This is a genomic window from Brevundimonas diminuta ATCC 11568 (assembly GCF_000204035.1).
Lineage (GTDB): Bacteria > Pseudomonadota > Alphaproteobacteria > Caulobacterales > Caulobacteraceae > Brevundimonas > Brevundimonas diminuta.
The window spans coordinates 594,710-611,384 of the sequence record NZ_GL883086.1 but is presented as its reverse complement, the minus strand read 5'-3'; the positions used below and the strand labels follow the sequence as shown (position 1 = coordinate 611,384).

The window sequence follows — 16,675 nt, the reverse complement described above, 5'->3', positions numbered from 1 at the left end:
CGCCGGTCGACAGCGCGCCGCCCGACACCACGCCCAGACGGCCGCGCATGTGCTTGTGGGTCTCAGTGGCAGGCCAAGGCAGGCGATCGCGCCATTCGCCGGGGTCGTTATGCGACTTCATGTGGATTTCCGTTCACGGATGGCCTCAATGGACGAAAATCGCTTGCCATATTGTGCAATGCAATGTCCCTTTACCACCCGAGCGTCGGACCAACAAAGGAGCCGGCTCGGGATCCGCCATGAAGAAGATTGAAGCCGTCATCAAGCCGTTCAAGCTGGATGAAGTGAAAGACGCTCTCCAGGACATCGGAGTGCAGGGCATGACCGTGCTGGAGGCCAAGGGATATGGCCGCCAGAAGGGCCATTCGGAACTCTATCGCGGCGCCGAGTACGTCATCGACTTCCTGCCCAAGATCAAGATCGAGGTCGTGGTGGCGGATGACCTGGCCCCTGCCGTGGTCGAGACGATTCAGAACGCCGCCCGCACCGGCAAGATCGGGGACGGCAAGATCTTCATCACCCCCCTCGAAGACGTCATCCGCATCCGCACGGGCGAAACCGGCGCCCAAGCCATCTAGTCTGACGGCCGCCTCTCGGGGCGGCCGATTTCAATTCCCCAGCTACAGGACCTCCCCCCATGAGCGCCGCCAACAAGATCCTGCAAGAGATCAAGGACAAGGACGTCCAGTACGTCGACCTTCGCTTCACCGACACGCGCGGCCGCGTCCACCATGTGACCTTCGACATCGGCATGGTGGACGAGGACTTTCTGGAAGAAGGCACCATGTTCGACGGCTCGTCGATCGCGGGCTGGAAAGCCATCAATGAGTCCGACATGCTGCTGAAGCCGGACCTGTCGAGCGCCTATATCGACCCGTTCTATCAGCAGACGACCCTGTTCCTGTTCTGCGACGTCCTGAACCCGGACACGGCCGAGCCCTACAACCGCGACAGCCGGTCGATGGCCAAGAAGGCCCTGGCCTATGTCCAGTCGTCGGGTGTAGGCGACACCGTCTTCTTCGGCCCGGAAGCCGAGTTCTTCGTCTTTGACGATGTGCGCTGGAACACCGCGCCGCACGACACCCGCTACAGCTTCGACTCCAGCGAGCTGCCGGCCAACACGGGCGCCGAATACGCCGAGGGCAATCTGGGCCACCGTCCGTCGACCAAGGGCGGCTACTTCCCGGTCAACCCGGTCGATTCCGGCCAGGATCTGCGCGGCGAGATGCTGGCGGTCATGCGGGATCTCGGCCTTGACCCCGAGAAGCACCACCACGAAGTCGCCCCGGCGCAACACGAACTGGGCCTGAAGTTCAGCGACCTGCTGACCATGGCCGACCGGATGCAGCTGTATAAGTACGTGATCCACAACGTCGCCCACGCCTATGGCAAGTCGGCGACCTTCATGGCCAAGCCGATGTTCGGCGATAACGGCTCGGGCATGCACGTCCACATGTCGATCTGGAAGGACGGCAAGCCCCAGTTCGCCGGCGACCAGTACGCCGGCCTGTCGCAGGAATGCCTGTGGTACATCGGCGGCGTCATCAAGCACGCCAAGGCCATCAACGCCTTCGCCAACTCGACCACCAACTCCTACAAGCGGCTGGTGCCGGGCTATGAGGCGCCGGTAAAGCTGGCCTATTCGGCCAGCAACCGCTCGGCCTCGATCCGCATCCCGCACGTCACCTCGCCCAAGGCCAAGCGCCTGGAAGCCCGCTTCCCCGATCCGATGGGCAACCCCTATCTGACGTTCGTAGCCCTGTTGATGGCGGGCCTGGACGGCATCGAGAACCGCATCGATCCGGGCGCGGCCGCCGACAAGAACCTGTATGACCTGCCGCCGGAAGAACGTCATTCGATCCCGGAAGTCGCCGGTTCGTTGAAGGAAGCCCTTGAGGCGCTGGATGCCGACCGCGCCTTCCTCAAGAAGGGCGGCGTCATGGATGATGACTTCATCGACGCCTACATCACGCTGAAGCAGGAAGAGGTCGCCCGGCTGCAACTGCACCCGCACCCGGTCGAGTTCGACATGTACTACAGCTGCTGATCCCCGGATCGGTCCGAAACAAGAAGCCCCGGACGGTTCGCCGTCCGGGGCTTTTTCGTGTCGCCTTGTCGATCAGGAGGAGCCGCCCAGGAGCGCTGCTCCGAAACCGTCAGGCCGCCAGCCCGTCAGCGGCATCAGCCTTCTTGCGGCGCAGTTCGATGATGCGGACGCACCAGATGGAGACCTCGTAGAGCAGGACCATCGGCACAGCCAACATCAGCTGGCTGATCGGATCGGGCGGCGTGACCACAGCGGCGACCACGACCACGGCGACGATGGCGTAGCGACGCCCCTTGGCCATCATCTGACTATTGATCAGACCCGCCAGCCCCAGCAGGGTCATCACGACCGGCAACTGGAAGCACAGGCCGAAGGCCAGGATCAACGCCGTCACCAGGTTCAGATAGTCCGACACCTTGGGCAGCAATTCTGCCGCCACGCCCTCGCCGATGATCTGCTGGCTCAGCGAGAACCACATCACGAACGGCAGCATGACGTAATAGACGAGGGCCGCGCCCAGCAGGAACAGCACCGGCGCGGCGATCAGGAAGGGCAGGAAGGCGCCCTTCTCGTTGCGATACAGACCCGGCGCGACGAAGCGGTACAGCTGCCAAGCCAACACCGGAAAGGCCACAATGACGGCACCCAGCCCCGCCAGCTTCATCTTGGTGAACAGGATCTCCAGCGGCGCGGTGTAGATCAGCTTTACGCTGTTGTGATCCACATCCGGCACGGGGATCAGCCCGGCCGTGCCCAGGATCAGGCTGAACGGCGACACATGGCCGTGAGCCCCTACCGTCTGGTGGAAGGCGGCCGAGACCACATAGGGCTTCACCAGGAACAGATAGAGGGTCTCGGAAAAGGCGAAACAGCCGATGAAGGCGATGACAAAGGCGACCACGCAGATCATCAGCCGCGAACGCAACTCGATCAGGTGATCCATCAGGGGCGCGCGGGAAGCCTCGATCTCGGCTTCGTCGTGTTCAGCGCGACTCATAGATCAACCTTCTTGGTGCGCGTGACCTTGGGACGAGCGGCGTCAGCTTTCAGCCCAGGCTTGGCGGCCGGCTTGCGCGCCTTGGTCTTGGCGCCGTCGGCAGGGGCGGCGGCCGCCTTCTTGGCGCGCGGCTTGGCGACGGGTTTGGGCGCAGGTTCAGGCGCAACGGCGTCCGAAGCGGCATCCGGCCATTCATCGACGCCCGTGGCCACTGGCTGAGGGGCCTCGTCCGCGATCGGCACGGCGGGCGCAGGGACGGCCGGCGCTTCGATCGGCGCCTCCAGCTCCTTGCGAATGTCCTTGAAGGCTTCGTCCGCCTCGGCGCCCAGGGCGTACATCCCCTGCCCCGACCGCAACGCCTCGACCTCCTTGCGGAGGTCGTCCAGCTCGGACTGGCGCGCCATTTCGTCGAAGCTGGCGCGAAACTCATTGGCCATGCCGCGAGCCTTGCCGACGAACTGACCGACCCGGCGCATGAGCATGGGCAAGTCCTTGGGCCCCACGACAAGCAGGGCCACCAGACCGATGACAAGGATTTCGAACCCGCCGATTCCGGGGCCAAGACCACCCATGATTCAGCGTCTTCCGGCGAGGATCAGCGGTTCAGTTCTTCTTTTTCGGCGTCCGTGCGCGGCAAGGCGCCCGGAGCTTCCTTGTCCTTGGCGCCCGTGTCGTCCTTCAGGCCGTCCTTGAAGGCGCGAATGCCCTTGGCCGCATCGCCCATGATGCCCGACAGCTTGCCGCGGCCGCCGAACAGGACCAGCACGACGACGACGACGATGGCCCAATGCCAGATGCTCATGGAGCCCATGGCGATACCTCCTCAAGGGGACTCACCGAGACGCGGCCCCACCGACTGATTGTTGTGCGTCATATAGGCTGAGTGATGGCGACGCGCCAAGGGACGCTGTACGCATCGCGGCCATGAGTCTCAACGATCACGTCATCATCCACACCGACGGCGCCTGCAAGGGCAATCCCGGCCCCGGCGGCTGGGGGGCGATCCTGCAAACCGGCGGAGGTCACGAGAAGGAACTCTGGGGCGGCGAGTCCCTGACGACCAACAACCGCATGGAGCTGATGGCCGCGATCATGGCGTTGGAGGCGTTGAAGCGTCCCTGCCGCGTCGATCTGCACACCGACAGCAAATACGTCATGCAGGGCGTGACCGAATGGATTCGCGGCTGGAAGGCGCGCGGTTGGAAGACAGCCGACAAGAAGCCGGTCAAGAATGAAGACCTGTGGCGGCGCCTGGACGAGGCCCGCAACCGCCACGAGGTCAAATGGCACTGGGTGAAAGGCCACGCCGGCCACGCCCTGAACGAGCGGGCCGACGGCCTGGCCAATCGCGGCGTGGCGGAAATGCGCGGACGCTAGAGCGCCCGCACCTTCAGCAGAGGCCCCGACACCGATTCGATGATGACGCTCTCGCCCGCCAAGGGCGAAGCGCCTTCGATCTCGGCCGGCCATTCCGATCCCGATACGAAGACCCGGCCGCGCCCGCCGACAAAGGCCTCGACCACCCGAGCGCGCTCGCCGACCAGACGGATGTCGCGATCATTGATGTCGGGCTGATCCTTGGGGTTCACCCGCTTGATCAAACGACGCGACAGGACGGTTGAGGCCACCGTCAGCGCCGCGAAGACGCCGATCTCGACCGGCAGACCCAGTTGCGGCGCCAGGGCGGACAACAGGGCCGTCAGCCCCGCCGACACCGCCGGCCACAACAGCCACTCGGTCGAAGCCGCCGCCTCGATGCCCAGCAGGACGACGCCGATCGCCAGCCACAACCAGAACGGCTGCGAGGCGTAGAGGGAGACGAACCAGTCCATGCCCTACTCCGTCGTCGGCACGGCGCCGCTCGAACGACGCGGCGCGGCGCGCGGCGCAGCCTGACGCGCGTCCGTGCGGACCTGCTGCTGTTCCTTGGCCAGGCCGACCAGTTCGCCGACGCCCGCAATGGTGCCGACCAGGGCGCCCATTTCTGACGGCACGATGACCGTCTTCTGCTGCGGGCTGCGGGCCAGCTCGGCGAAGGCCTCCACATACTTCTGGGCCACGAAGTAGTTGATGGCGTTGACGTCGCCGCGGGCGATCGCCTCCGACACCATGGCGGTGGCCTTGGCTTCAGCCTCGGCTTCACGCTCGCGGGCCTCGGCGTCGCGGAAGGCGGCTTCCTTGCGGCCTTCGGCCTCAAGGATCGCGGCCTGCTTGGCGCCCTCGGCGCGGGCGATGGCGGCCTGCTTCTCGCCGTCAGCCTCGGTGATGACGGCGCGGCGCTCGCGTTCAGCCTTCATCTGACGGGCCATGGCGTTGGTGATGTCCACCGGCGGCGTCAGATCCTTGATCTCGATGCGGTTGGCCTTGATGCCCCACGGCTCGGTCGCGGCGTCGATGACGTGCAGCAGACGGGTGTTGATGCTGTCGCGCTGGCTCAGCACCTCGTCCAGCTCCATTGAGCCGACCACGGTCCGCAGATTGGTCATGCACAGTTGGGCGATGGCGTAGGTCAGGTCGTCGACGCGATAGGCCGCCTTGGCCGCGTCCATCACCTGAATGAAGACGATGCCGTCGACCTTCACCATGGCGTTGTCGCGGGTGATGACCTCCTGGGTCGGCACGTCCAACACCTGCTCCATCATGTTCATGCGGCGGCCGATGCGCTCGACGAACGGGGTCAGGATATGGATGCCCGGGGTCAGGGTCTTGGTGTATTTACCGAACCGTTCCACCGTGAATTCACGGCCTTGCGGCACGATCTTGATCACGCTGAACAGGAAGATGATCGCAAAGACTGCGAACATCACAAAGAAAATCAGCGAAAAATTCATTAGGCCCTCCGGTTGGAGAAAGAGCTTAGCCGCCCGGGGTGCGTCACGCCACAGAATCCGGTTCCGTCAGCATGACATCCGCGTCAGCCATTCGCCGCGCCATACGAATGATGCGTCGCGTCTCTTCCCAGTCGACCATGGTCAGGGCCGTCTCGAGCGGGAAAAAGCCTGCATCGGCGGCGTCATCGCCCGCAACGACCACGCCCGACGTCCAACGCGCGGCGTAGTCGATCAGGACATAATGTCGCCCCGCCTCTGGAAACAGCCCATCCACAACATCGATCAGGCCAATCAGATCCGCCTCGACGCCGGTTTCCTCTCGCAGTTCGCGAAGAGCGGCGGCGGCCAGGCGCTCGCCTGGCTCCAAGCGGCCGCCGGGCAGGCTCCATTCGCCCACGCGCGGCGGCGTGCCGCGACGGATCAGCAGCACTTCCTCGCCCTTGAGGCACACCACGCCCACGGCCGGTGTCGGAATCATATTTTGCCCCCAGATTGACCGCCAGAAGGCATGGTTTTGCGCTTCCACCACGGGCCGCCTTTTGCCACAAGGCCGATATGACCCTCCCGACGCCAGAATCCCTCGCTGAACTCAAGGCCGCCCTGCCCGGCGCCTGGACGCAAGACGCCGCCGAGATGGCGCCGTGGCTGACTGAGTGGCGCGGCCGCTGGACCGGCGAGACCCCGCTGCTGCTGCAACCGCGCACGACCCAAGAAGTCGCCCGCGCCGTCGAGATTTGCGCCCGTCACGGCACAGCCATAGTGACGCAAGGCGGCGGCACGGGCCTGGTCGGCGGTCAGATCCCTTACGGCGAGGTGCTGCTGTCCACGCGCAAGCTGCGGACCGTGCGCGACGTGACGCCGCTGGACGACGCCATGACGGTCGAGGCGGGCGTGACCTTGCTGGAGGCGCAGGAACTGGCCAAGGAAAAGGACCGCTTCTTTCCCCTCAGCCTCGCGGCCGAGGGCTCGGCCACCATCGGCGGCGTCATCTCGACCAATGCGGGGGGCACCGCCGTCCTGCGCTACGGCATGATGCGCGACCTGGTGCTGGGCATCGAAGCGGTCATGCCCGATGGTCAGGTGTTCAACGGCCTGAAGCGACTGCGCAAGGACAACACCGGCTATGACCTGAAGCAGATGTTCATCGGCGCCGAAGGCACCCTGGGCGTCATCACAGCCGCGACGCTGAAGCTGTTTCCCATCATGCGCAGCCGCGCCACTGCCATCGTCGGGCTGGAGAGCCACCACGACGCGGTCGTGTTGCTGGCCCGCGCCAAGGCCGAGACCGGCGGCGGGGTCGAGGCCTTCGAGCTGATGAAGCGGCTGGGCATGAGCCTGGTGCTGAAGAACATCCCCGACACGCGTGAACCTCTGGAAACCACGCCGCCCTGGTATGTGCTGATCGAGCTGGCCTCGGGCGAGCCGGACGGCGCCGAGGCGGCGATGGAGCGCCTGCTGACCGCCGCCTTCGAGGAAGGCCTGATCGTCGACGCCGCCATCGCCCAGAACGACGCCCAGAAGGCTGAATTCTGGCGTCTGCGCGAAGAGCATTCGGCCGCCCTCAAGCCCGAAGGCGGCGGATGGAAACACGACGTCTCGGTTCCCGTCTCGCGAATCGCGGACTTCATCGACGAGGCGACGGCGGCGGTTGAAAAATTCCATCCCGGCTGCCGGGTGTCGGTCTTCGGCCACGTCGGCGACGGCAATCTTCACTATGATGTGATCCCCGGCGTGGGTGAGGACGTGGCCGCCTTCATCGCGCGCTGGATGGAAGGGTCCGAGGTCATCCACGATGTGGTCGCTCGCTATGACGGCTCGATTTCGGCTGAACACGGGCTGGGGCGGCTGAAAACCGACGAGGCCCGTCGCTATAAATCGCCGCTTGAGGTCGCCACGATGCAGGCGATCCGTCAGGCCATCGATCCGCAGCGGATCATGAATCCAGCGGTTCTTTTTTGAGGGCTTGCGACCGTATGTGACGTTTCTCGCGGTTCAAAACCTCGTGGAAGCGGCCTATGAGGCCCGCTCTTGAGACGCATACGGAGTCGATCGTCTTGTTGATCGTCCTGTCCCCGGCCAAAAAGCTGGACTTCAATCCGCCCGCTATCGACGCCCCCGTGACGCCGAGGCGATGCGCCGATGAGACCGCCGAACTGGCCAAGGTGACGCGCGAACTCAGCCGTGCGGACCTACGCCGCTTGATGTCCATTTCCGACGCCCTGGCCGAGTTGAACTATCAGCGCTTTCAGGCCTTCGACAACGATGCGTCGGAAGGCGCGCTCCAGGCCGTCTTCGCCTTCGCCGGCGATGTCTATGACGGGCTGTCGGCGCGCACACTGTCGGTCGACGACCTGAACTGGGCGCAGGATCACCTGCGCATCCTGTCGGGCTTCTATGGTCTGCTGCGGCCGCTGGATGCGATTCAGCCCTATCGGCTAGAAATGGGCATCCGTCTGAAGACCAAGCGCGGCTCCACCCTGTACGACTTCTGGGGCGAGCGGATTTCGCTGCGCCTGAACGAGGACGCCGGAAAACTGGCCGAGCAGACGTTCGTGAACCTGGCCAGCCACGAATATTTCGGCGCGGTCGATGCTCGGGCGCTGAAGCTGCCGGTCGTCACTCCCCACTTCAAGGAAAAGAAGGACGGCGAGGCCCGCATCATCTCCTTCTACGCCAAGAAGGCCCGCGGCGGCATGGCCCGCTTCGCCATCGAGAATAGGCTGGAGAAGGTCGAGGATCTGAAAGCCTTCGATCGTGACGGCTATCGCTTCGACAAGAGTCTTTCGACGGACACGGACTGGATATTCATCAGGGAAGGAAATTCCTGATCGCCAGATTGAACGACTGCGGTTAGGTTGCGTTGCAGCAACATCTTCCACGGGTTCCTTCTGTCATGTTCGCGATGAACGATCTCAAAGGCCGCGTCGCGGTCGTCACCGGCTCGACCTCGGGTATCGGTCTGGCGTTTGCGCGGGCCGTGGCCCTATGCGGCGGCGACGTGATGCTGAACGGCCTGGGCGACGCCGAGGCCATTGAGACGACGCGCGCGGACCTGGCTGCCGAAACCGGCGTGCACGTCCTTTATCACCCCGCGGACATGACCCAACCGGATCAGATCGAGGACATGATCGCCACGGCGCAGCGCGAGTTGGGCCGCCTCGACATCCTGGTCAACAACGCCGGCATCCAGCACGTCGAAGCGGTCGAGAACTTCCCCGCCGATGCGTGGGAAAAGATCATCGCCATCAACCTGTCCTCGACTTTCTACGCGACCAAGGCGGCTATCCCGATCATGAAGGCCCAGGGTCGCGGACGGATCATCAACGTCGCCTCGGCGCACGGCTTGGTCGCCAGCCCGTTCAAGTCCGCCTATGTCGCCGCCAAGCACGGCGTGATCGGCTTCACCAAGACGGTTGCGCTGGAGCTGGCGCAGGAGAACATCACCTGCAACGCCATCTGCCCCGGCTTTGTCGAGACGCCGATCGTCACCAAGCAGATTCAGGATCAGGCCCGCACCCGCAACATGAGTGAGGAAGACGTGATGAAGAACGTCATTCTCGGCTCGCAACCGACCAAGCGCTTCGTCACGACCGACGAACTGGCGGGCATCTTCCTCTATCTGGCGTCGGATCTCGGCGCCTCGGCCAACGGCGCCCACTTCTCCGTCGACGGCGGCTGGACGGCCCAATAGCCTTGATGGCGCCCGCACGGGCCGAAAGACGGAGAGGCTGATGGCGAAACGCAAACCTGTCTGTCTGGCCCTACAGGGCGGCGGAGCGCACGGCGCCTTTCAATGGGGCGTGCTGGATCGGCTGCTTGAGGCCGATGTGTTGGACGTGCGCGCGGCCACAGCCGCCTCGGCCGGAGCGATGAACGCCGCCGCCCTGATCACCGGACTGGAACGCGGCGGCGCCGAAGGCGGGCGCGAGGCGCTGGACACCCTGTGGCGCGAAGTGAACCAGTCCGGCGGACGCAACGTCTTCGGCGACAGCGCCGTCTGGTCCAAGGCCCTGACGCCTGACTGGTTGAAGGGCACGCCGATGTGGCAGGCGGGGCAGACGCTGGCCCTGTCGATGAGCCCCTATTCCTTCAACCCGTTCAACCTGAACCCGCTGCGCCGGGTGCTGGAGACGGCAGTGGATTTCGAGGCCCTGCGCGCCTCATCCATCCAGATGTTCGTCTCGACGACGGCGGTGCGTGCGGGCCGTTCGCGCATCTTCAAGTCCGAGGAAATGGCGCCTGAGGTGCTGCTGGCTTCGGCCTGCCTGCCCCAGTTGTTTCAGGCGGTAGAGATCGAGGGCGAGCCTTATTGGGACGGCGGATACCTGGCCAATCCGGCGTTGTGGCCGCTGTTCTATACGGACACGCCGGACGATATTCTGCTGCTGCCGCTCAATCCGTTCCAGCGTGACGAGACGCCGCGCGAGGCGGGCGACATCAACGACCGTCTGAACGAGATCGTCTTCAACGCCCCGCTGGTCGCCGAACTGAGAGCCGTCGCCTTCGTTCAGGATCTGATCGCCGAGGGCAAGCTGAAGCCCGGCGAAGACCGTCGACGCGGCATCCGCATCCACGTCATCGAGGCCGACGAATGGCTGGGAGGCCAGTCGCTTCACTCCAAATTCGACACGGAGTGGAGCTATCTGAACGAGTTGAAACAGCACGGCCGGACAGCGGCCGACACCTGGCTTGAGACCTGCCTGCCCAAGGTCGGCAAGGCGTCAAGCGTGGATGTAAAGGCGCGGTTCCTCTAGCCGACGAAGCCCGCCGCGCGACGCAGGCGGTCGTTGATCGCCTCGCCCAGCCCCTTGGCCGGAATGGGCGATACCGCGATCCCCGAAGGCTTTGAGCGATCCGCCTCACGCAGCAAGCGGAACAGATTGGCCGCCGCCTCGCGCAGGTCGCCGCTCGGGCTGAGGCTCCAACGCGGATCGCCGACGCCCGCGCCGAAACCCAGCAGGATTTCGCCGTCCCTCGCCCCGTCCGCCTCGATCCGGACCGGAGCGTCGGGCGCATAATGCAGGGCCAGACGGCCAGGCGAACGGTGCCCCTGCCCGCCTTCGGCCAGCGGCCCGGCGGCCGCCTCGATCTCTTCGCGCGTGACGGAACCGGGACGCAGCAGGGCGACCTGACCGTCCAGCACCGAGACGACGGTGCTCTCCACGCCCACAGCGCAGGGGCCGCCGTCTACCGCCGCACCGACGGCCTGGCCCGTCTCTTCCAGAGCGTCGCCGAAAGTCGTCGGGCTGGGCCGTCCCGAACGGTTGGCCGAGGGCGCGACGACTGGCCCGCCAAAGGCGCCGATGACCGCCCGAGCGCGCGGATGGCCCGGCACGCGCACGGCCACGCTGTCCAGCCCCGCCCGCGCCAGATCACACACCCGCTCGCGATCGCGCACCGGGGCCACAATGGTCAGCGGTCCCGGCCAGAAGGCCTCGGCCAGCGCGCGCGCCTTGGCGTCGAACACGGCGATCGCCTCGGCGTCCACGGCGTTGGCGACATGAGCGATCAGGGGATTGAAGCGCGGCCGACCCTTGGCCTCAAAGATTCGCGCCACCGCTTGCGGGTTGGAGGCGTCGGCCGCCAGACCATAGACCGTCTCGGTCGGCAGGATGACCAAACGCCCCGTTTTCAGCGCCTCGGCGGCGATTTCGGGGCTGTCGCCTCTAGCGGGTCGGTCGGCGGGCACAGTCGGCCTTTCCTTACGCGGCGTCAGCCGTTCAAACAGGGGGCCACAGTGCGCGGAATCTCGACCAAAGTCCAAGCAGGCTTGCGCCCGGCGACGTGGCGGCCGACAGAAGCGCAACGTCTTTCTGAGGATAACCGATGAGCTACCGCGCCCCCGTCCGTGACATCGCCTTCGCCCTCGACGCCGTGGCCGGGATCGGCCAGGTGGCGGCGACCGGCGCCTTTCCCGATTACGACGCCGACGTCGCCTCGGCCGTGCTGGACGCCGCCGGTCAGTTTTCCGAAGAGGTGCTGGCCCCGCTGAACCGCCCCGGCGACCTGGCGGGCGCCAAATACGCCAACGGCGCCGTGACGGCCGCGCCCGGCTTCGCCGACGCCTATCAGCAGTTCGCGGCGGGCGGCTGGACCAGCCTGACCGCCTCGGTCGAGGCTGGAGGCCAGGCCCTGCCCAAGGCGCTGGAGCTGGCGGCCTATGAGACCGTCCACGCCGCCAACATGGCCTTCGGCCTGTGTCCCATGCTGTCGCTGGCCTCCATCGAGGCGCTGGAGCAGGTCGGCAACGAACATCAGAAGGCCACCTATCTGCCCAAGCTGGTCAGCGGCGAATGGACCGGCGCCATGGTGCTGACCGAACCGCACGCCGGGTCTGACCTGGGCGCCCTGACGGCGACGGCGGTTCCCAACGGCGACGGCACATACGCCCTGACCGGCCAGAAGATCTTCATCACCTGGGGCGACCACGACGCCACGGACAACATCGTCCATCTGGTGCTGGCCCGCCTGCCCGACGCGCCTGCGGGGCCCAAGGGCATCAGCCTGTTCCTGACGCCCAAGTTCGCCGTCAACGCCGATGGTTCTCTGGGCGAGCGCAACGCCTTCCGCCCGGTCGGCGTCGAGCACAAGCTGGGCATCCACGCCTCGCCCACCTGCGTCATGAGCTATGAGGGCGCCCGCGCCGAACTGGTCGGTCAGCCGAACCAGGGCCTGGCCCATATGTTCGTCATGATGAACGCCGCCCGCCTGGCCGTCGGCGTCGAAGGCGTGGGCATCGCCGAACGCGCCTATCAGCACGCCCTGGCCTATGCGCTGGAACGCCGTCAGGGCCGCAGCGTGTGGACCGGCGAAAAGGACGCCCCGATCTTCGACCACCCTGACGTGCGCCGGATGCTGTCGGTGATGAAGGCCAAGGTCGCCGCCGCCCGCGCCATCTGCCTGTCGACCGGCGTCGCCGCCGACCTGGCCCGTCACGCCTCCAGCGAAGAAGAGCGCAAGGCGTGGAAAGGTCGCGAAGACCTGTTCACCCCGATCGCCAAGGCCTGGTCCACGGACGTCGGCTGCGAGGTCGCCTCCCTGGGCGTTCAGGTCCACGGCGGCATGGGCTTCATCGAGGAAACCGGCGCGGCCCAATACTATCGCGACGCCCGCATCACCCCGATCTATGAAGGCACAAACGGCATTCAGGCGATGGATCTGGTGGGCCGCAAGCTGTCGATGGACGGCGGCGAGTCGGCCAAGGCCCTGATCGCCGAGATGAAGGCGACGCTGGCCCAGATCGACCGCCTCTATGCCGGCAAGCCTGTCGAGCGTTTCGCCACCGCTATCGAGGCGGTCGAGGACGCGACCCTGTGGCTGCTGGACGCCAAGTCGGACCCGGCCCGCGCCGCCGACGTTCTGGCGGGCGCTGACGCCTATCTGAAACTGATGGGCGACGTGGTCGGCGGCTGGATGCTGGCCAAGGGCGCCCTGGCGGCCAAGGCGAAGCTGGACGCCAATGACGGCGACGCCGTGTGGCTGCAGGGCAAGCTGGATCTCTATGAAGTCTACGCCGCCAATGCGCTGGGCCACGTCTCCAGCCGCCTGGCCGCCGTCGGACAGGGCGGCGACCTGCTGCAACGCATGAGCGCCGAAGCGCTGGCGGGCTGATCGCCGTTCTATATAACTTGAGCGTAAAGCGCCTCCTGTGCCACCTAGGCGCGGGAGGCGTTTTCGTATGAATCGAGCAGTCGGCGCGGTAGTCTTGGCCACGATCATTGTCGGGTCAGGCGCGACCGCCTTTGCCGAAGACAAAGCCCGACCTGAGCGGCTCCCCGTCGTCGTCGAAAATCCGGCCTGGGTTGTTCCGCCCCAGGTCGATGGCGACGACTACCCCATCTTCGCCGCATATCTGGGCGTGAACGGCTCTGTCAGCCTGGAGTGCATGGTCACTCCCCAAGGCAGCCCCGAAAACTGCCTGGTCAAGGACGAGCGGCCGACAGGGCTGGGTTTCGGCGATGCAGCCAAACGCATCATTCTTCGCCATCGTCTGACGCCGCGCCGCGTAAACGGCGTGGCGACACCGGCCAAGTTCGTGGTTCGCCTGCCTTTCACCGCCGATTTCGAAGAACCAGAAGACGCGGCCCCGCCTCCCACAACGCCCTGGACCGGACCGGAGCCTTCGGCTCCCCAACTCGCCAACGCCCGAGAAGTCATCGAAGCCGTCGGCATCCCGTCTGTCGCCGAGCGTCTGGGGCTGGATGAATTGCCGGAAAGCCGTCGAACGGCCGTCCAGGCATGGGCCACAGAGCTGTTTCCGCCCGATGCGGAACTGGCTGAGGCCTTGGCCCTCGGCATGGCTCGACTATGGGCCAAGGAAGCCATGGATCGTTTCGTCCTGGGAACAGAAGCGCCTCAGATCACCGAAGCAGAGGCCCGCGCGGCTTACGGAGAGCCGGACTTCACGGCCATCGACGCCGAAATGAAGCGCCGCTACTGTGCAGCCTATGACTGCGGAGACGCAAGGAAATGATCCTGGCGCTCACTCTGGCGACCATCCTCGGGGCTTCCTCCCAAGCCGAACAACCGCACGATCCCCCTGTCGCCTGGGTCACACGCCCTACGCCGACGTCAGATGACTTTCCGCCGTTCGCCGCCGCCATGAACATCAGCGGCTGGGCCGAAGTGAACTGTCTGGCGACGGCCGAAGGCCTGCCCAGCGCCTGCACCGCCATGCGCGCAAGGCCCGATGGGCTGGGATTCGCCGAGGCGGCCGTTCGCGTGATCCAGCGGGCGCGATTGACGCCGGCCGCGCCCGACATTTCGCCCGAAGAGCGCGTGTTCAAGGCGCGCGTGCCGTTCAATAGCTCGCCATTCAGCGACGCACCGCCGTCACCCTGGTCCGGCCCGACGCCCAACGCCGCACAGTTGGAAAGCGGCCGTCGCTACGCCCGACGCAGCGTCGAACCGGTCGCCCGCCTGCGACGCCACTGGCGGCTGGATCAGATGCCGCCCGAGATGCGCCGGACGACCGAAGGCTGGATCGCCGAGCTGTTCGGAAACCTGGAGACGGAACGTCAGCGACGGGCTCTGGCCGCGGCGCGCGTCCTGGCCGTCCGCGGGCTGGACGCCATGCCGCCCAAACAGCCGGATGACTGGACTGAATCCTGGGTTCCACAGTTGAACGAGGCCAGTCGCGATCTCTATCCTCGCGAACCGATGATCGAACTGCGTCGCCGCTTTTGCGCCCGTTACGATTGCGGGCCGACGGCCGAAACCGTCGCCACCCCTGAATAGTCTGGAGTTCCCCGCATGATTACGCTTCTGGCGACCTTGGCTCTGCTGGTCGAACCTGCGCATTGGGAGACGGCGCCGGATGTGAAGCCTGCCGACTACCCAGCCCTGGCCAGAGACTTGCGGATCAACGGAACCGTCACGCTCGAGTGCGTCAATAATGAAGACGGCGCCCTGTCCCGGTGCGCGGCCATGTCGGCAAAGCCGGCCGATGCGGGCTTTCAGCAGGCCGCCCTGGCGATCGTGTTCAGAGGGCGCGTCGCCCAGCCTGCGGGCGTCCCTTTCACCATCGAACTGCCCTTCGACATCCTGAACGAAGACGACGAGCCGCTGCGCCAACCGTGGGAGGGCCCCGAACCAGGCCCAGAACATATCCAGGCCGCCCAGACCTTTACCGACAGCTTCTATGGCGGCAGCCGCTCTGCGGCCGAACGCTCGATCCGGGATTGGAAGGTCAACGAGATGCCGGCCGAAAAGGCGGCGCTTCTGCGCGGCTGGATGGCCGAGCTATATCCCGACCTTGAAGCTGAGAAAGCCTGGCACGCCGCAGGGGTCGCTCGCGTCCTGGCGCTGCACGGCGTGGACTATCTGCCGACCAAAAAACCGATCGGCTGGGACGTCTGGTACGCTCAGGTCACCCGGGCCAGCCCGGAAGACCCGGCCCCGATCAGAAACGAAATGCGCCGCCGCTACTGCGCGGCGTTCGACTGCGTTTCGGGCGTAGCGGTCGACTGATCCAGCAAGGCGATGGTCTCGCGTACATAGTCGGCGTGGGCCACGACGCCCAGGTCAATACCCTGTCCGCCGCTCTGAACCTCCTGCACCAGCACACCGGCGATAAAGGGATGGTCGGGAACCGGCGCCCCCGGCACGCGGCGCGCCGCCGGAGTCCAGAAGACCGGCCCTCCGGAGTTCCCCTGAGCCACCACGAAATCCAGCAGGAAGATCGGGAAGTGCCGAATCGGCGTCAGCGGCCAGGAGCTGATCCGCCCCAGCCGCAGGATGGGAAAGCCCGCCCGGTTGGCCGACAGCCCATGCGGATAGCCCAGCGCCAAAAGTTCATCCCCCGGCCCCATACGCCAGCGATCAAAGGCCTCGGCGTCAGCCAGCCATCCGGCGGGAATCGCCGCCTGGGCGAAGGCGGGCGGCGCCGTGATCTCCATCACCGCCACGTCACGCTCCGGATGCGCGGTCCACAACGGCGCGCCGTCCGCGTCGCGGATCGTCAGGTTTTCCGGCGTGAACTTCCAGGCGCCGTCCGCCTCGGCCGTGCGCCAGCCGATCCGCGCCTCATTGCCCGGCATGACGTCCAGCACGTGCCGCGCCGTCACCAGCACCACGCGCGGCGCGCCGTCGGGCCGAGGCGCGGCGATGAGGAAACCTGTGCCGACCTTCCTCTGACCGTCGCTGATGGCTTGATCCAATTGCACAGTGGCGTTGATCACGCCGACCGTCAGATCCCATTCGGGCGGCGGAGCGGCGACGACAGCGGGTTGTTCGGGCGGAAGATCCTGAATGATCATACCGCCATTTGACGCCGAGCGTCGCCGGGCACAAGGTCCAGCT

The 16,675-nt window shown here is 65.8% G+C and carries 19 protein-coding genes; 11 read left to right on the top strand and 8 right to left on the bottom strand.

Translation table 11 applies throughout. The annotated features are described in order from the left end of the window. Positions 1 to 239 precede the first annotated feature (239 nt). A complete protein-coding gene (locus tag BDIM_RS06740; RefSeq protein ID WP_003164817.1) occupies positions 240 to 578 on the top strand; it encodes a P-II family nitrogen regulator in 339 nt (112 codons plus the stop codon). Positions 579 to 637: 59 nt separating this feature from the next. Beyond that, positions 638 to 2,047 carry a type I glutamate--ammonia ligase gene (gene glnA / locus BDIM_RS06735; protein ID WP_003164816.1) on the top strand — a complete coding sequence of 470 codons (1,410 nt, stop codon included), beginning with the start codon at positions 638 to 640 and terminating at the stop codon, positions 2,045 to 2,047. Between the two features lie 109 nt (positions 2,048 to 2,156). Here the strand turns inward: glnA and tatC are convergent, their stop codons facing one another. From tatC to BDIM_RS06720, 3 genes are read right to left on the bottom strand one after another with little or no spacing between them, the layout of a single operon-like run. Next, entirely contained in the window at positions 2,157 to 3,044 is an 888-nt protein-coding gene (gene tatC, locus BDIM_RS06730) for a twin-arginine translocase subunit TatC (protein WP_003164815.1), read from the bottom strand. Continuing rightward, positions 3,041 to 3,616, bottom strand: a complete 576-nt coding sequence (tatB, locus tag BDIM_RS06725) for a Sec-independent protein translocase protein TatB (RefSeq protein ID WP_003164814.1) — start codon at positions 3,614 to 3,616, stop codon at positions 3,041 to 3,043. Before tatB ends, tatC begins: the two co-directional genes overlap by 4 nt. Before the next feature lie 23 nt (positions 3,617 to 3,639). Beyond that, entirely contained in the window at positions 3,640 to 3,855 is a 216-nt protein-coding gene (locus BDIM_RS06720; RefSeq protein WP_003164813.1) for a twin-arginine translocase TatA/TatE family subunit, read from the bottom strand. Between the two features lie 113 nt (positions 3,856 to 3,968). On the opposite strand from BDIM_RS06720, the gene rnhA reads away from it, so the two are divergent. Beyond that, positions 3,969 to 4,421: a ribonuclease HI gene (gene rnhA, locus BDIM_RS06715; RefSeq protein ID WP_003164812.1), complete on the top strand. Its 453-nt coding sequence runs from the start codon at positions 3,969 to 3,971 to the stop codon at positions 4,419 to 4,421. Here rnhA and BDIM_RS06710 read toward each other — a convergent pair. The 3 genes from BDIM_RS06710 to BDIM_RS06700 all read right to left on the bottom strand — a co-directional run bounded on the left by BDIM_RS06710 (position 4,418) and on the right by BDIM_RS06700 (position 6,353). Continuing rightward, entirely contained in the window at positions 4,418 to 4,876 is a 459-nt protein-coding gene (locus BDIM_RS06710; protein ID WP_003164811.1) for an NfeD family protein, read from the bottom strand. The genes rnhA and BDIM_RS06710 overlap by 4 nt on opposite strands. 3 nt (positions 4,877 to 4,879) lie before the next feature. Next, entirely contained in the window at positions 4,880 to 5,848 is a 969-nt protein-coding gene (locus BDIM_RS06705) for an SPFH domain-containing protein (protein ID WP_369822425.1), read from the bottom strand. Between the two features lie 70 nt (positions 5,849 to 5,918). Continuing rightward, positions 5,919 to 6,353 (bottom strand): NUDIX hydrolase, encoded by a 435-nt coding sequence (locus tag BDIM_RS06700; protein ID WP_003164809.1) that lies wholly within the window; start codon positions 6,351 to 6,353, stop codon positions 5,919 to 5,921. A gap of 77 nt (positions 6,354 to 6,430) precedes the next feature. Here BDIM_RS06700 and BDIM_RS06695 point away from each other — a divergent pair, with 77 nt between their 5' ends. The 4 genes from BDIM_RS06695 (at position 6,431) to BDIM_RS06680 (ending at position 10,629) form a co-directional block, all read left to right on the top strand. After that, positions 6,431 to 7,834: an FAD-binding oxidoreductase gene (locus BDIM_RS06695; protein ID WP_003164808.1), complete on the top strand. Its 1,404-nt coding sequence runs from the start codon at positions 6,431 to 6,433 to the stop codon at positions 7,832 to 7,834. A gap of 95 nt (positions 7,835 to 7,929) precedes the next feature. Continuing rightward, the gene (yaaA, locus tag BDIM_RS06690) at positions 7,930 to 8,703 is read left to right on the top strand and encodes a peroxide stress protein YaaA (protein ID WP_003164807.1); all 774 of its coding nucleotides are present in this window, start codon (positions 7,930 to 7,932) and stop codon (positions 8,701 to 8,703) included. A 65-nt stretch (positions 8,704 to 8,768) separates the two neighbouring features. After that, positions 8,769 to 9,566, top strand: a complete 798-nt coding sequence (locus BDIM_RS06685; RefSeq protein ID WP_003164806.1) for a 3-hydroxybutyrate dehydrogenase — start codon at positions 8,769 to 8,771, stop codon at positions 9,564 to 9,566. A 40-nt stretch (positions 9,567 to 9,606) separates the two neighbouring features. Then, complete coding sequence (locus BDIM_RS06680) at positions 9,607 to 10,629, top strand: patatin-like phospholipase family protein (RefSeq protein ID WP_003164805.1); 1,023 nt, start codon at positions 9,607 to 9,609, stop codon at positions 10,627 to 10,629. On the opposite strand, the gene BDIM_RS06675 is transcribed toward BDIM_RS06680, so the two are convergent. Beyond that, positions 10,626 to 11,564, bottom strand: a complete 939-nt coding sequence (locus tag BDIM_RS06675) for an L-threonylcarbamoyladenylate synthase (protein WP_003164804.1) — start codon at positions 11,562 to 11,564, stop codon at positions 10,626 to 10,628. The two genes, BDIM_RS06680 and BDIM_RS06675, sit on opposite strands and share 4 nt — an antisense overlap. A gap of 137 nt (positions 11,565 to 11,701) precedes the next feature. Between BDIM_RS06675 and BDIM_RS06670 the strand changes: the two genes are divergently transcribed. From BDIM_RS06670 to BDIM_RS06655, 4 genes are all read left to right on the top strand, one after another. Then, entirely contained in the window at positions 11,702 to 13,486 is a 1,785-nt protein-coding gene (locus tag BDIM_RS06670; RefSeq protein WP_003164803.1) for an acyl-CoA dehydrogenase, read from the top strand. A gap of 94 nt (positions 13,487 to 13,580) precedes the next feature. Beyond that, positions 13,581 to 14,348, top strand: a complete 768-nt coding sequence (locus tag BDIM_RS16830; protein ID WP_003164802.1) for an energy transducer TonB — start codon at positions 13,581 to 13,583, stop codon at positions 14,346 to 14,348. Then, positions 14,345 to 15,112, top strand: a complete 768-nt coding sequence (locus BDIM_RS16825) for an energy transducer TonB (protein ID WP_003164801.1) — start codon at positions 14,345 to 14,347, stop codon at positions 15,110 to 15,112. The genes BDIM_RS16830 and BDIM_RS16825 overlap by 4 nt, the downstream gene beginning before the upstream one ends. Positions 15,113 to 15,127: 15 nt before the next feature. Then, positions 15,128 to 15,844, top strand: coding sequence for an energy transducer TonB (locus BDIM_RS06655; RefSeq protein ID WP_003164799.1), 717 nt, complete (start codon positions 15,128 to 15,130; stop codon positions 15,842 to 15,844). Here BDIM_RS06655 and BDIM_RS06650 read toward each other — a convergent pair. Further along, positions 15,799 to 16,632 carry a trypsin-like serine peptidase gene (locus tag BDIM_RS06650; protein WP_003164798.1) on the bottom strand — a complete coding sequence of 278 codons (834 nt, stop codon included), beginning with the start codon at positions 16,630 to 16,632 and terminating at the stop codon, positions 15,799 to 15,801. The two genes, BDIM_RS06655 and BDIM_RS06650, sit on opposite strands and share 46 nt — an antisense overlap. Between the last annotated feature and the right edge of the window lie 43 nt (positions 16,633 to 16,675).